Origin of the sequence: Streptomyces tamarix (genome assembly GCF_032423885.1) — a bacterium.
In the GTDB taxonomy this organism is placed as follows: Bacteria; Actinomycetota; Actinomycetes; order Streptomycetales; family Streptomycetaceae; genus Streptomyces; species Streptomyces tamarix.
The window spans coordinates 19,267-33,474 of sequence record NZ_JAWCTQ010000012.1 but is presented as its reverse complement, the minus strand read 5'-3'; the positions used below and the strand labels follow the sequence as shown (position 1 = coordinate 33,474).

Annotated in this window: 11 protein-coding genes; 9 read left to right on the top strand and 2 right to left on the bottom strand. The window is 72.1% G+C overall.

Annotated elements, in window-relative coordinates:
• The first annotated feature begins 124 nt into the window (after positions 1–124).
• The 9 genes from RND61_RS12155 to RND61_RS12115 all read left to right on the top strand — a co-directional run bounded on the left by RND61_RS12155 (position 125) and on the right by RND61_RS12115 (position 12,379).
• Positions 125–391 carry a hypothetical protein gene (locus tag RND61_RS12155; protein ID WP_315877898.1) on the top strand — a complete coding sequence of 89 codons (267 nt, stop codon included), beginning with the start codon at positions 125–127 and terminating at the stop codon, positions 389–391.
• A 539-nt stretch (positions 392–930) separates the two neighbouring features.
• Positions 931–2,295 carry a hypothetical protein gene (locus tag RND61_RS12150; protein ID WP_315877897.1) on the top strand — a complete coding sequence of 455 codons (1,365 nt, stop codon included), beginning with the start codon at positions 931–933 and terminating at the stop codon, positions 2,293–2,295.
• A 964-nt stretch (positions 2,296–3,259) separates the two neighbouring features.
• The gene (locus RND61_RS12145; protein ID WP_315877896.1) at positions 3,260–6,136 is read left to right on the top strand and encodes a beta-ketoacyl synthase N-terminal-like domain-containing protein; all 2,877 of its coding nucleotides are present in this window, start codon (positions 3,260–3,262) and stop codon (positions 6,134–6,136) included.
• Entirely contained in the window at positions 6,136–7,296 is a 1,161-nt protein-coding gene (gene redW, locus RND61_RS12140; protein ID WP_315877895.1) for an L-prolyl-[peptidyl-carrier protein] dehydrogenase, read from the top strand. Before RND61_RS12145 ends, redW begins: the two co-directional genes overlap by 1 nt.
• Before the next feature lie 16 nt (positions 7,297–7,312).
• On the top strand, positions 7,313–7,675 hold the full coding sequence (locus tag RND61_RS12135) for a RedY protein (RefSeq protein WP_315877894.1): 363 nt from the start codon (positions 7,313–7,315) through the stop codon (positions 7,673–7,675).
• Positions 7,672–7,932: an acyl carrier protein gene (locus tag RND61_RS12130; protein WP_315877893.1), complete on the top strand. Its 261-nt coding sequence runs from the start codon at positions 7,672–7,674 to the stop codon at positions 7,930–7,932. Before RND61_RS12135 ends, RND61_RS12130 begins: the two co-directional genes overlap by 4 nt.
• Positions 7,929–9,794, top strand: a complete 1,866-nt coding sequence (locus RND61_RS12125) for an aminotransferase class I/II-fold pyridoxal phosphate-dependent enzyme (RefSeq protein WP_315877892.1) — start codon at positions 7,929–7,931, stop codon at positions 9,792–9,794. Before RND61_RS12130 ends, RND61_RS12125 begins: the two co-directional genes overlap by 4 nt.
• 28 nt (positions 9,795–9,822) lie before the next feature.
• Positions 9,823–11,439 (top strand): D-alanine--poly(phosphoribitol) ligase, encoded by a 1,617-nt coding sequence (locus RND61_RS12120; RefSeq protein ID WP_315877891.1) that lies wholly within the window; start codon positions 9,823–9,825, stop codon positions 11,437–11,439.
• A gap of 232 nt (positions 11,440–11,671) precedes the next feature.
• Positions 11,672–12,379 carry a 4'-phosphopantetheinyl transferase family protein gene (locus tag RND61_RS12115; RefSeq protein WP_315877890.1) on the top strand — a complete coding sequence of 236 codons (708 nt, stop codon included), beginning with the start codon at positions 11,672–11,674 and terminating at the stop codon, positions 12,377–12,379.
• A 42-nt stretch (positions 12,380–12,421) separates the two neighbouring features.
• Here RND61_RS12115 and RND61_RS12110 read toward each other — a convergent pair whose 3' ends face one another.
• Positions 12,422–13,177, bottom strand: a complete 756-nt coding sequence (locus tag RND61_RS12110; protein ID WP_315877889.1) for a ZIP family metal transporter — start codon at positions 13,175–13,177, stop codon at positions 12,422–12,424.
• Positions 13,178–13,318: 141 nt separating this feature from the next.
• A complete protein-coding gene (locus tag RND61_RS12105) occupies positions 13,319–14,101 on the bottom strand; it encodes an HD domain-containing protein (RefSeq protein WP_315877888.1) in 783 nt (260 codons plus the stop codon).
• Between the last annotated feature and the right edge of the window lie 107 nt (positions 14,102–14,208).

The following is a 14,208-nucleotide window of genomic DNA, read 5'->3' as shown; positions in this document are numbered from 1 at the left end:
GCGGAGGTAAGCAGAGGTAAAGAGCGGGACTCAGCGGCTGGTCATGACGGGGCCAACCCCGCCTTCCGGCCCCACCGGCCGGGTATTGCTTCCTGTGGGTGAGTTTCGGCCAGAGGGGGCGTTCATGGACGAACGGCGGGACCAACCGGCAGCACGGTGCGCGGCGGCCGACGCGAAGGATCGGACGCCCTGCGAGGGGCCCCTGGTCGCGGCCACCATCATCGCCGCGGACGGTTCGGAGATCACCGGGTGCGTACGTCACAGCGCCCGGCGGCTCGCGAGCATGGACGGGACCCGGCTGCACCCCATGGCCGCCCTGCTGCCGTGGGCGGTGGACATATACTGCCGCGCGGCCGAACTGCCGCCGTTCGCCTGGCAGGTCGGCCTGTAACGGTCCGCCGCGCGGAGAGCGGCTCTCTTCGCGGCCCGGCGGGAGGACGCGGTCGCCCGCCCGGCTCCGGAAGGACCCGCGGGGGCGCGGGGTCGACGGCGGTGCGAACGCCGCACGCGGCGGCCCCAGGGCCGCGCGCACCGGCGTCCGCACCCCCGGTCGTGGAGCGACGCGCCCGGGCGCCACCCGGGCCGTGCCGGCACCGCGGGTCGAAGGGGGCACCGCCGTGTCGAACAGGCCGGTGGCGGGGCGCGCCGGGTGGGCGAGGACACCCGCAGCTCCCGGAGCCCCTGCGGGCTCGGGGCCGCGGCGCCCCCGCGCCCGGGGCGGCGACCGCCGCGCGCCAGTTCGCTCGCGCACGACCCGAAGATCCGAAATAACCGCCGATCCGGATCAATAAGCCGACCGACTTGCACCCGGAAGCAAACCACGGAAAGTCCGTCTCGCCGAAGGAAAACGGTGCGGCGCGACCTTGACTCGACACCCAGGTTCATATACATGTTTTTGTGCCGTGGCTTGGGGCTGGCTGGGGAGCGGGTGTGGGCGGCTTGGAGTCAGGAATATCCAAAAAGGAATTCGGAATACTGCGCTCCCTGATCAAGGAGGCGGGCTGGAGCGGCGAGGATTTCGCGAAGGCGGTCAACTCCGTCGGTGCGGAGGCAGGACTCGCGCTTCGGTACAGCCGGGCATCGGTGTCCCAGTGGACTGCGGGGGGCCGGCCCCGCCCCCCGGTCCCGCACGTCATCGCCGAAGCGCTCTCCCGGCGCTTGGGGAGGGCGGTGACGGCGGCGGACATCGGATGGGACGACGCCCTCGGCCGCTGGGGCGATCGGAGCCTGCCGGAGCGGTTGGCCGAGCTGGCCGCGGCCGCCGGATCGGATCGGGACGCCGCGAGCAGGGTGGCGGTGTACCACCTCGCCGCGCTGGAGGACGTGGGCTGGCGCGGCGCGCGGGACCGCCCGCTCGGCGCCGGGGGGCAGGCGGGGCCGCTGGGCAGGGAAGAGCTCGAAGTGGCCGCCATCATGGTGCGGCTGCTCTCCGAAGCCGACCGCATCTACGGAGCGGGCCCCTTCAAGAGCGCGGCCAGCGGGTACCTGGCACAGATGGTCGGACTGTGGCTGCGGGCCCCCGTGGACGAAGGGCTGCGCACCGGATTCCTGGCTGTGGCGAGTCAACTCGCGCGCTTGAGCGGTTTCATGAGCTTCGACGACGAGGCACACGGTGCGGCGCAGCGGTTCTACCGCGTCTCGCTCGACCTGGCAGTCGAGAGCAACCGTCCGGACGAGTACGCCTGGACCTTGCGCAGAATGAGCGGACAGGCGCATTCGCTCGGCCATTTCCGGTCGGCGATGAACCTTGCGAAATCCGCTTCCGAACTGCGCATACCCCCCGCGGGAAGAGCATCGGTCCTGAGCCAGGTCGCAATAGCGCTGGCCGCCACGGGAGAACGCGCACAAGCCCTGCGGGAGATCCGCAGGGCAGAAAACCTGGTCGTCCAGGAGGAGGCGTTGCCGACCTCCCGGGAGACGAGGGAGATCCGTGAATACCACTACGGTGTCTTCGTCTTCGACAGGGCGGTCCTGCTCAGCCACCTGGGCGACTGGGAGGGGGCCGTGGAAAACCTCAGGGAGTCGTTGCAGTACTGGTCCCTCACGGAGAGAAGGTCTCGCGCCATCGTCCTGTCCCGGCTGGCCGAACTGCAACTGAGGCAGGGGCACCTGGAACAGGCTGTTGTGACCTGGCATTCCTTCCTCGACCACTACCCCTCGCTGAACAGCAGACGGCTGCACCGCGGTATGGACAACATGCGGACCCACCTGGCCGCTTTCGGCAGGAACCCGACGGCGAAGGAACTGCTCCGCCGGGCCGCCCACGTGACGAGGACCTCCTCGAACTCCGGGTGAGAGCCCGCCGGACGACGCGTTCCGCGTCACCGCCGCCGTACGCGCCGCGGGCCGTGCGGCGCCGCTCCGCCCCCCGGCGCCCTCCGCGCGTCCGCGGCACGTCCGGTGAGCCCCGCCGGCCCCGCGTCGCGCCGTGCCCGGCATCCCACCCCGTACGAGGCCGCCGAGCGCGCCCCGGGTCCGCGCACCGCGCCGCGCGCACCGCCACCGGGAGGACGCAGCCACTTCGACAACACGTCCTGCTCCTCACGGCCCCGCTCCTCACGGCCCCGCTCCTCACGGGCTCTGCCCGGCCGCGCCCGTGACCTGACCGCCCCCCGCACGCGACGGACGCGGGGTTCCGGTGGGGACCGTACCCCTTCGTGAGCCCCGGGCGAGCGGGTCCTCGCCCGGGGTGCGTACGGCGTCGGCCCCCGCCGGAACACGCCCTTCGCCCTCCACCCACCGGGCGCGCCGTCGCCCGCCCCCGCGCCCTCGGGGCCGCCCCGCATGCGCGAGCGGAAAGTCTCAACGGCACGTGACTCCGTCAAGATCCCTTCCAAAATGGACAGTCTCCCGGCAAGAGACTGTGGCATCACGCGGGGCGCCTCAGGTATCCAGAAGGAGAGCGAGCCTCCGGCGGAGCCCCGACGCCGGAGCACGACAGGAATCGCAGGGCATCCCGGGGCGGGCCGTGAACGGATCGGCCTCCTGACGGTGCCGTCCGGCGAATCCGATGGCGCGGAACGCGGCACCTTCGACCCGTCAGACCGCCGAAGGCGGTCCGTCTCCGCTCGCGCGTGCGCCCCTTCCCTCCGGTCAGGATCCGGGAGCGGACGGACGTGTCACCGACATGGGAGCACCGGAGGCGTGTCGGTGGAACCTCGACGCGCCGAAGGGCGCGTGACCGCGAACGGACGCGGACCGGCCTCGTTGGGCGAGGCCGTTCGCCCAGGCAGGCACGGACGTACGAGAGGAACAGCCCATGGCACAGACGAAGGCGCGGGAAAACCCCTCCGATTCCGGTCCCGACCCGTCGGAACCCGTCGCCGTGGTGGGGATATCCGCTGTCTACCCTTCGGCGCAGAGCACCGAGGACTACTGGGACCTCATCAGGGAGACACCGCCGCAGTGCGCGTGCGAGGGCCCCGGCTTCCCCGAGGACCCACTGCGGAACCACCGCGGGAAACGCGTGCCGGACGGCTCCTGCGCCGGGAGCGGCCTCGACGGTCTCGACGTCGACCCCGCTCGTTTCGGAATCCCTCCCGCCCAGGCCCGCTCCATGGCCCGCATGCAGATCCTCATGCTGGAGGCGGCGAGGCGGTGCATGGAGGACGCCGGCCGCACGGATCGGGCACTGCCCGATGAGCGGACCGACGTCGTCGTCGGTACCTGTCTCGGGTTCGACCGCCACTACGCCAACGCGTTGCGCGTCGAGGGGGTGCGGTACGCCGACGAACTGGTACGGGGGTGCGCCGCCGCAGGACGGGAACCCGCCGGGCAGATGGTGCAGGAGGCGCGCGGGGCGCTGCTGCGGCACTTCGGGGGATCGGCCCACGACCGGGTGGGCGAGATGGCCAGTACCATCCCGGCCCGCATCGCGACGGCCTTCGGGCTCCACGGGCGCGCCGTCGTGTGCGAGGCCGCCGACGCCACGTCGTTCGTCGTACTGGCACACGCCATCACCTGTCTGCGGGACGGTGGTTCGGATGCCGCCCTGGTCGTGACCGGGCAACGCCGGGAGAGCGGATTCCTCCCCCACGCCCTGAGGACCAAGGGGCTGCTCGACCCGTGTTCCAGCCCCTTCTCGGCGCGCGGCCGGGGCTTCGCTCCGGGTGAGGGGGTCGGCGCGTTGCTGCTCAAACGCCTGTCCTCCGCCCTCCGGGACGGAGACCGCGTCTACGCCACGATCCGGAGCTGCGTGCTGAGGCAGGACGCGCGTCCGGGGCCCTTCCGCCGAACGGCATCGGTGGAGCACTGGGAGGAGACCCTCCGCGCGGCGTACCGTGCCGCCTCGATCCCCGCCGACTCCGTCCAGTACCTGGAGTGCGCCGGCTGCGGTGCGGCACACGAGACGGAAGCCGAGGTGGCCGGAGCGGGCGGGGTGCTCGGGCGGTCCGCCGGGCGCCCCGTGGTGGTCGGGAGCGCGCGGGACAGGCTCGGCCACACACTGGCCAACGCCGGTCTGGCCAGTGTCTCCAAGGTGGCCCTGGCCCTGTACCACCGCACGCTCCCGCCCTACTGGAGCCACGGGCGAACGCCCGAAATCGACTTCCGCGGAACTCCGTTCCGCGTACCCCGCCGCGCGGAGGAGTGGCCCGCGGACGACCGCGGCACCCCGCGCCGAGCAGCCGTGAACGGCTCCTCCGTGACGGGCGTGCTGTGCCACCTGGTCATGGAGGAGCACCGCCGGGACGAAACGCGCCCCGTCGCCCCTTCCTCCCTTCCGCCCCGGCGGAAGCGGACGGCCGGTGGCGCGGAACCGATCGCGGTCCTCGCACACGGCGGGTACTTCGCGGGTGCCGCCGACGCCGACGCGTTCTGGCGCACGACCCTCTCGGGCCGCGACGGGATCGGCCCCGCCCCCGAGGCGCTCCTGAACAGGGAGCTGTACCACGCACCCGGGAAGCTCAGCCTGACGCACACCTACACGGACAGGGTCGCCCCCGTCGCGGTTCCCACCGCGCCGCCCCCCGGCCTGGACATCGACCCCCGCCGGTACGCGGAACTGGACGGGGCGCAGCGCACCGTCCTGGCCGTCGCGGGGGAGTTGTTCTCCCGCTACGACACGTCCGCGCTGGGCGGCCCGGGCCTGATCGCCGTGGGCAGCAACCTCAGTCTGCGGAGGGAGCGCCGGGCCAACAGCGCACTGGCGGTCGAGGAGGTGGAGTCGGCCGTCGCCGGACTCCCGTTCCTCGCGGACCTCCCCGAGGACGAGCGGAAAGCACTGCGGGAAAAGGTCCGCGAGGACTTCGCCGCACTGGACGGCCTGTGGTCCCCGACCCTGCTCGACAGCAGCCTGGCCAGTGGTGGAGCGGCGCTCGTGGCACACGAGTTCGGCCTCGAAGCGGTCCCCCTGGCGGTCGAAGCGGCCTGCGCCTCCTCGTTGGCCGCGTTGGACGTCGCGATCGGCGCCCTGCGCCGCAACGCCGTCGACTACGCGGTGGCCGGCGGGGTCGAACTGCCGTGCAACGTCCTCGACCTCGTCCTGTGCTCGTCCCTCAGGCTCCTCTCCCACGACAGGATCAGGCCGTTCGACGCGGCCGCCGACGGGTTCACCCCGGGGGACGGCTGTGCGCTGTTCCTCCTCAAGCGGTACGCGGACGCACGCCGCGCCGGAGACCGGATCCTGGGCGTCATCAGGGGCATCGGCGCGTCCAGCGACGCCAGGTCCCTGATCGCGCCGGACGCCGCAGGCCAGTCCACGGCCATGCGGCGGGCGTTCGAGCAGGTCGACTTCGCCCCCGAGGCGGTCGACTACCTGGAGGCCCACGGCACCGGCACCGAGCTGGGTGACCGCACCGAGATCGCGGCGGTGACCGAGGTCTACGCCGCACCGGGACGCCGTCCGCTGGCGATCGGCTCCGCCAAGTCCTTCTTCGGCCACACCTTCGCCGCGGCCGGCAGCGCCGGACTGCTGCGCGCCCTGCACGCCGTACGCACCGCGACGCTCCCTCCCAACGCCGGTCTGCGGACCGTCAACCCGGCGCTCGACCTCGCCGCGATCCCGGCCACCGTCTCCTGCGAGGCGTCACCGTGGCCGGCCGTGCCCGGTCGGCCGCGGCGCGCCGCGGTGAGTTCCTTCGGCACCGGGGGCATCAACTACCACCTGCTCGTCGAGGAGCACCGGGAAGAACGCTGATGGACTTCGCATTCGACGCACAGACCCATGAGATGTGCGAGACGATCAAAGATTTCGCGCGGGACAGGCTGGTGGGGCCGGACGCCTTCGACCCCGACGACTTCCGTCGGCGCTGGCGCCTCGCCGGTGAACAAGGAGCCCTGGGAACCGTGGTTCCCGGCGCGTACGGAGGACTGGGCCAGGGAGCCGTCACCGCGGCCGCGGTCATGGAGGCGCTCGGGTACGGCTGCACGGACACGGGGTTCGTCTTCTCCCTGGGGGCGCACCTGTTCGCCTGCCTCACGCCGATCGTCGACTTCGGCACCGAGGAACAGAAACGGCAGTGGCTCCCCCCGCTGTGCTCCGGCGAGCGGATAGCGGCGCACGGCATCACCGAGCCGGAGGCCGGTTCGGACACCCTGGGCATGCGGACCCGTGCCGAGCGCCACAACGACGTCTACGTCCTCAACGGAAGCAAGTCCTTCACGACCAACGCGCCGGTGGCCGACGTCTTCGTCGTGCAGGCGGTGACCCGCCCCGGAGGCGGCTGCTTCGGCCTGACCTCCTTCATCGTCGAGGCCGACACACCGGGACTGACGGTGGGCCGGTGCTACGAGAAGACGGGGTTGCGCGGCTCGCCCATGGCGGACGTGCACTTCGACGACTGCGTGGTCCCGGCACATCGGATGCTCGGCCCGGAGGGCGGCGGGTTCGGTGTCTTCACGACCTCGATGGCGTGGGAACGCACGTGCCTGTTCGCCCTCTACCTCGGCACCATGCGGCGCACCCTGGAGGCGTCGATCGCCCACGCCAACGAGCGGCGGCAGTTCGGCACCGCGATCGGCGGCTTCCAAGCGGTGAGCCACCGCATCGTCGACATGACGCTCCGCCTCGAATCGGCGCGCCTGGTGCTCTACCGCGCCGCCTGGGGCCTGGACCGCGGCAGCACCGACGAGGTCGCACCGGCTCTGGCCAAGCTCGCGGTCAGCGAGGCGGCAGTGCAGGTCGGCCTGGACGCCGTACGGATCCAAGGCGGCCTCGGCGTCCTCCACGGCCAGTCCGAGACCGCGCTCCGTGACGCCCTTCCGGCCCGGATCTTCTCCGGCACCAACGAGATCCAGAAGAACAACATCGCGCGTGCGATGGGGCTGAGGGGAAAGCCCGCCCGCAGGCGGAAATGAATCATCGAGGAGAAAAATGGATGTAGTGGTCCATCGTGTAAGGCTCCGGGAAGACACCGACGCGGGCGTCTTCGAGGAGTGGGTCAGGGAGACCGACTACGCCTCCTGCCGGGAACTGCCCAGCGTGGTCTCGTTCAGCGTGCAGAGGTTCACGGGAGGCGCCGCGGAAGAACCTCGTGCGCATTACTTCGAAGTCATCGCGGTGACCAGCGGACCGGAGTTCGAACGGGACACGAAGACCGAGACCTTCCGTCGCCTGGCCGATGAGTTCGACGTCATGGCCGAAGTGGTGGGCGAGTGGTCGGGGGAACGGATCGGACCCGGATACGCCGCCGACCCGGCCGACGCGAACGAGGAACCGCCCCGGGGGAACGCATGACCATCGAGGAGCACCTGATCGCCTACATCGCCGACACCTGGCTGGACGGCGACCCCGACGGGCTCGACGGGAAATCCCCCCTCATCGACCTCAACATCGTGGATTCCTCGGGAATCTTCGAGCTGGTGCACCACCTGCAGGCCGAGTACCGGATCACGGTGCCGCTGCGCGAAGTCTCACCGGACAACTTCCGGAACGTCGAAACGATCGCCGCCCTGGTCGCGCGTCTGCGAGAGGAAGGAAAGAACCGGATATGACGAACACCTCCGAACCGCGGGAAGACATGCCCCACCTCAGTCGACGGGTCCTGGACGTCATCGCGTCCCACACCCTTTACGACAGGTCCCGGCTCACGCCGGACAGCACCCTGGAAGGCGACCTCGGCATCGACTCGGTCATGCGGGAGGAGATCCTCGCGTCCGTCAAGGAGCGGCTGAACCTGCCCTCGGACCTGCCGTCGGACCTGTCGACCATCCAGGAGGTGCTCGACGCCGCGGCGGACGCCGCACAGGGGGCACCGGACGCCGCAGTCGACCCGGCGCCGGCCCCGGGCGCCCCGCCCGACCGTCCCGGGAGCCTCCACGAGGCGGTCGTCGACACGATCCTCCGCCACACCCACTACCGGAGGCACCAGCTAGACCTCGACGCCGACTTCGAAAGCGAGCTCGGCCTCGACTCCGTGACCCTCGCCTCCGTCGTGGAGGAGGTCTCCGCCTCCTTCCGCCTCCCGGACACCGCGACGAGCGCCGTGACCACACGGACCATGCGGGAACTCGTCGCCGCGCTGGACGCCTGCCGAACCGGCGCGCCCGCCTCCCCCGCTCCGGCGGGGACACGGCAGGAGACGGCGGGTGACGGCCGGGACGACCGCTCCATGAAGGACTTCCGGGAGAAGCGCGACCCCGACCTGTTCGCCAAGGCCCGCGACTTCGGCGCGCACCTCCGCGAGCGGCGGAAGGAACAGCTCTACTGGTACGGCATGCCCGCCCACTCGCGGTCCGGCAGCCGCACCGTCATCTTCGACGAACTGGCCGGCCGCAAACGCGAGTTCCTCATGTTCGCCTCGAACAACTACCTCGGCCTGGCCACCCACCCCCGGGTGGTGGACGCCATCTGCGACGCCACCCGCGCCTACGGGGCCACCCACACCGGATCGCGCATCATCGGCGGCACCCACCACCTCCACAAGGAACTGGAGCGCCGCCTCGCCGCCTTCAAGCAGCGCCCCGCCTGCATCGTGTATCCCGGCGGGTACTCCGCCAACCTCGGAGCCATATCGGCCCTGGCGAAGCACTACGACGCGGTCGTCATCGACAAACTGAACCACATGAGCATCGCCGACGGCTGCAAACTGTCGGGGGCCGTCCGCCGGATCTACCAGCACAACGACATGGCCGACCTGGAACGCGTCCTGGAGCGCTGCGCCGAGGAAGCGGCGGGAAAGCTGATCGTGACCGACGGCGTGTTCAGCATGCACGGCGACATCTGCGACCTCCCCGGGATCCTGGCCCTCGCCCGGAAGTACGGGGCCAGGATCCTGCTCGACGACGCCCACGCCACAGGTGTCCTCGGGAGCCGCGGCGCGGGAACCGCGGAGCACTTCGGCCTGAAAGGGCAGGTGGACCTCGAACTCGGCACGATGAGCAAGGCCCTGGCGGGCATGGGCGGGTTCGTCGTCGGAGAGGAGGACGTGGTCGAGTACCTGCGTTTCTACTCGAACTCCTACGTCTTCGCAGCCAACATCCCCGCCGGTGTCGCGGCCGGCCTCATCGCCTCCCTCGACGTCATCGAGTCGGAACCCGAGCGGATCGAGCGGCTGTGGCTCAACATCCACACCCTGCGCGCCGGGCTCCTCGACGCGGGCTTCGACCTGGAGAACAGCGAGAGCGCGATCCTCCCCATCGTCATAGGAGACGAGCGCAGGGCCCTGGAGATGGGCCGGGCCGTACGCGCCCGCGGCCTGTTCTGCCAGACCGTCGTCTTCCCCGGCGTCCCGCTCGGCGACGCCAGGCTGCGCATCAGCGTGACCTCGGAACACACGCAAGAGGACCTGGCCGAAGCGGTCGGCATCTTCACGGAAGCCGGCCGTGAGACCGGTGTCCTGCCTCCCGCGGCGTGAGCGGAAGCGGAGCATCGAGGAGACCGGTATGAAGCCGAACAGCGAGAGCACCACCACCCCCTCCCCGCTGGTCCGCCCGCTGCGGGACCTGTCCCCGGAGCAGGCGTCGAGGCCGGCGTTCGTGGGCGCGCGGCCCGTCACCTACGGAGAGCTCGCCGGGAGGGTCCACGCACTGGCCCACCACCTGCGCGACCTGGGCGCCGACCGTGGCACCCGCGTCGCGATCTGGATGGACAAGCGTCCCGAGTACGCCGAGGGGATGCTCGCCGCCCTGCACGCGGGCTGCGTCTACGTCCCGTTGGACGGCCGGCAGCCGCAGGCCCGGGTCCGGACCATCCTGGCGGACGCCGAACCACTGGTGCTCCTCACCGACCACCACCACCTGGCGAGCCTCGCGGAGGACCCCCTGCCCCCTTCCGTCGAAACCGTCGTCGTCACGGGCCCGGGACGGACCGGCGCCCCCACGGCAGGCTCCGCCCGCGTCCGTGCCTGGGACGCCCTCACCCCGCCCGGACCCGACCGGGACACGGCGCTGCCCGAGCCGGAGCCCTCCGACATCGCCGCGCTGCTCTACACCTCCGGGTCGACCGGCGTCCCCAAGGGGGTGAAGATCTCCCACCGGAACCTCGCCAACTTCATCACCTGGGCACAGGGGGAGTTCGACGTCGGCGCCGACGACGTCTTCGCCAACCACGCCTCCTTCAGCTTCGACCTCAGCACCTTCGACCTGTTCGTCGCCCTGTCGGTCGGCGCGGCCGTGTGGATCGTCGAGGACGCGCAGACACGGGACGTCGCGGCGCTGGCGGCCGGCATCCGGGAGCACGGCGTCACCGTCTGGTACTCGGTGCCCTCGATCCTGCACCTCCTGGTGGCGTCGGGCGCGCTCACCCCGGAGACCACCGCCGGCCTGCGGTACGTCCTCTTCGCAGGTGAGGTCTTCCCCCTTCCGCAACTGCGGGCACTCGCGGAGCGACTGCCCGCGGACACGGCGCTGTACAACCTGTACGGGCCGACCGAGACCAACGTGTGCACCTACCACCGGGTCCGGCCCGAGGACGTGGAACGCGACGCGCCCCTGCCCATCGGCAGGCCGATCACCGGCGTCCGGCTGTCGATCGTCGACGAGGCCGGCCGGCCGGTCGAAGGCCCGGGCGCCTGCGGGGAACTGGTCGTCGCGGGGGACTGCGTCACGCCCGGGTACTGGCGCAGGGAGTCGGAACCGGCCGCCGCACTGCACCGCCAGGGCCGCCACGCCACGGGGGACATCGTCGCCCGCGAGGACGGGGTGTTCGTCTACCAGGGGCGCAAGGACCGCATGGTCAAGCTCTCCGGCTACCGGGTCGAGCTCGGCGAGGTCGAACACGCCGCCCTGCGGCACCCCGCACTCGCCGAAGCGGCGGCCGTGGTGGAGGGAGAGGGCCCCGCCGCCCGGCTCGTCCTCTTCTACACCCTGCGCGCCGACGCCCCGAAACCGGGCCTGCTGGACCTCAAACGGCACTGCGCGCGGCACCTGCCCGTGTACATGCTGCCCGAAGCGGCCAGGTGCCTGGAGACGCTGCCCCGCAACGCCAACGGGAAGACCGACTACCGGCTGCTGAGCGGCACGGGCGTCGAACCGCGCGGTCACGCGGGGAAACGGCCATGAGATGAGGAAGGACTCCATCCCGTGCCACGGGTCGGGCACGCCCCGCGGGGAAAGGGGCGGACCGCCGGGAAGCGGGCCGGCGCGCGGGGGCACAGCGGCCGGCACCGGCACGCGGGCCGCGCCGGAGGACGCAAGGGTCGAAGATCCCGCGACCACCGTCGCCGGGGAACTGGAGCTGTGCCCCGCCCGGGCCCTTCACACGGTCCACGCGGGGCGGCTCACCCTCACGGCGGTGTCCCTCACCTGGCTGCGGGGGCTCGGCCCCGACGAGTGGAGCGCCTTGCGCGCCCGTCATCTGGCCGCATCCGAGTCCGGCCTCGATCCGGATCCGCACGGGCCCGCCCGGGGGCTGGAGCGGTTCGCGGGGAGGCTCGCGGTCAAGGTCGCCGTACGGTCCTGGCACGTCAGGCACACGGGCACCCGCATGAGGACGCGGGACGTCCGCGTCGACACCGTCCGGAGCGGCCTGCGGAGGGGAAAGCCCTTCGTCAACGCACCCGTCGGGGTCAACCTGTCGCATTCCGGGGAGTTCGCCGTGGCCGCCTGCGGGCCCGGCGCAGTCGGCATCGATCTGGAGCGCAACCGCGCCATGGGACCGCACCTCACCTCCCTCCTCGCCTTCGACGGCGACACGGAGGGCGGGGGGCCGGGCCATCGGCTGCGGACCATGCCGCTGCCGCTGCGCTGGGCCTGCAAGGAGGCCGTACTCAAGTACCTCGGCTTCGGTCTCCGGTTCGGCGCGCGGGAAGTACGCCTCACCGACTGGCGCGCCGACGACCGTTTCACCTGGGCCCCCGGCCCTCTGCTGGCGCCCTACGCGCCCCTCCTCGGGGAGGGGGTGGAGAGCTGGGCCCACGACGACGTGGGCGGCTACTCCCTGGCACTGGTGTGGCGTCGGCCCCCCGGTCCGCAGGAGCCCCCCGCGGACCGGGGGCGGTGAGACGCCCGGGCGCGTCCCGCCGGCCTCCGACGGGCACCGCCGCTACGCGTGGGACAGGACGAACGACGTCAGGAAACCGCACACGGTGATCACACCGATGGCCAGGTGGGCTTCCTCGAACGCCTCCGGGATCATCGTGTCGGCGATCATCGCGAGGACCGCCCCGGCCGCGACCGCGGTCACGGCGGCGACCACCGCGGTCGACAGGGCGCCCACCACCGTGTAACCGAGCAGGGACGAGACGGCGCTCGCGGCCGTGATGGAGCCCCACACGCCGAAGACGTACCCCGGTCCGCGGCCCGCCCTCCGCATGCCCGCGGCGCTCGACAGGCCCTCGGGCACGTTGCTGATGAACACGGCCGCGACCGTCACCAGGCTCACCGCGCCGCCGTCGAGGAGGCTCCCCCCGATGACCGCGGACTCCGGCACCCCGTCCAGCAGGGCGCCGAGGGCCAGGGCCGCGCCCGATCCCGCCACCTGCCGCTCCGAGGGCTGGCCCCGCAGGTGCCCGGACCGCTTGCGGTGCCGCGCGCCGCGCCGGGCGAGCCACACGTTCCCGGCGGTGTACGCGAGGGCGCCCGCCACGGTCCCTCCGGCGGCGGGCACGAGGCCGCCCTGCTCGTACGCCTCGCCGACGAGCTCGAAGGACACGGCGGAGATCAGCACACCGGCGCCGAACGCCATCACGGAAGCGATCAGCCACCGCGGCACCCGCACCGCGTACCCCACCACCGCGCCCACCAGCAGGGCCGAACCGGCGAGTAGGCCCCAGCCCGCCGCCACCAGAGCATCGATCATGATCACCCGTCTACCCGCGCGGACGGCGCCCTCACGCGCCCCCGCCTCCGAGCCGCCACCGACCGCCGTACGGCCGCCGGGCGCGTCCACCGGCCCGACCGCGTCGCGCGCACCGGTTCCCCGCCCGCCGGCAGGGCCCCGCTACAGGAAGTTGTTGGGCCAGATCATCGTGCGCCACATGTGCGCGACGGGCGAACCGTCGAAGCCGAGGCCCTGCTCGGGCTGGCGGAAGTGTCGGCCGATGACGTCCTCGAACTCGCCGACGTCGATGTCCTCGTCGCTGTCGAAGGTGTAGAGGTCATTGAGGGTGACCAGGCGCGCGGTCATGTACCAGCGGTGCGCGCGCACGTGCCGGTACGCCTCGCGGACGTGGTCCGGCGGGCTGTACCGGGCGCCGAAGAACGTGCGGTACGCCTCGGGGTAGTCGTAGCCGACGGCCGGATCGGGAAAGAACCGCAGGATCTCGTGCTGGCGGATCGCCCAGGCGACCTCCTCGGTCACGTACGGCTCCACCATCTGCGCGCCCCAGTGCCCGTGGTGGCTGCGCAACAGGCCGCCGACGGCGATGTCGTGCAGGAGGCACGCCAGGACCACGGTCTCGTCCAGCCCCTGTTCGCGGGCGCGGCGGGCGCTGTGCAGCATGTGCCGGGCGGTGAAGGGCTCGAGGCGCAGCCGGAAGAAGTCGGCCAGCGAAGGCCGCTGCGGCATCCGGGGCAGGGCGGGGTTGTCGCCCATCATGAAGACCCGCCCGGGACGGAGCCGCTCCAGCAGGTCGTGCCCGGTGGAGTGGAGGGCGGTGCCCATCGTGGCCACCGGGGGCAGGGCGGTCATCCGCACCAGCCCCTCCTGGCCGTGCCGCTGCCCGGCAGGGGGAGGGATCTCCGGGCCCGGCCCGGCGGGCACCCGGTCGACGGCGATGCTCACGTGCTCGGCGCTCCTTACCGCACCACTCCCCGGCCCGGTCTACCGGGGACGTCCGGGGCAGGAACGACGCCCTCCGCGGCCCGGTCACTCCGGTACCCGCCATTCGG

Bases quoted from the DNA above. Each gene is read 5' to 3' on its own strand.
- RND61_RS12155 (WP_315877898.1), top strand. From the start codon at position 125: ATGGACGAACGGCGGGACCAACCGGCAGCACGGTGCGCGGCGGCCGAC.
- RND61_RS12145 (WP_315877896.1), top strand. From the start codon at position 3,260: ATGGCACAGACGAAGGCGCGGGAAAACCCCTCCGATTCCGGTCCCGAC.
- redW (WP_315877895.1), top strand. From the start codon at position 6,136: ATGGACTTCGCATTCGACGCACAGACCCATGAGATGTGCGAGACGATC.
- RND61_RS12135 (WP_315877894.1), top strand. From the start codon at position 7,313: ATGGATGTAGTGGTCCATCGTGTAAGGCTCCGGGAAGACACCGACGCG.
- RND61_RS12130 (WP_315877893.1), top strand. From the start codon at position 7,672: ATGACCATCGAGGAGCACCTGATCGCCTACATCGCCGACACCTGGCTG.
- RND61_RS12125 (WP_315877892.1), top strand. From the start codon at position 7,929: ATGACGAACACCTCCGAACCGCGGGAAGACATGCCCCACCTCAGTCGA.
- RND61_RS12120 (WP_315877891.1), top strand. From the start codon at position 9,823: ATGAAGCCGAACAGCGAGAGCACCACCACCCCCTCCCCGCTGGTCCGC.
- RND61_RS12110 (WP_315877889.1), bottom strand. From the start codon at position 13,177: ATGATCGATGCTCTGGTGGCGGCGGGCTGGGGCCTACTCGCCGGTTCG.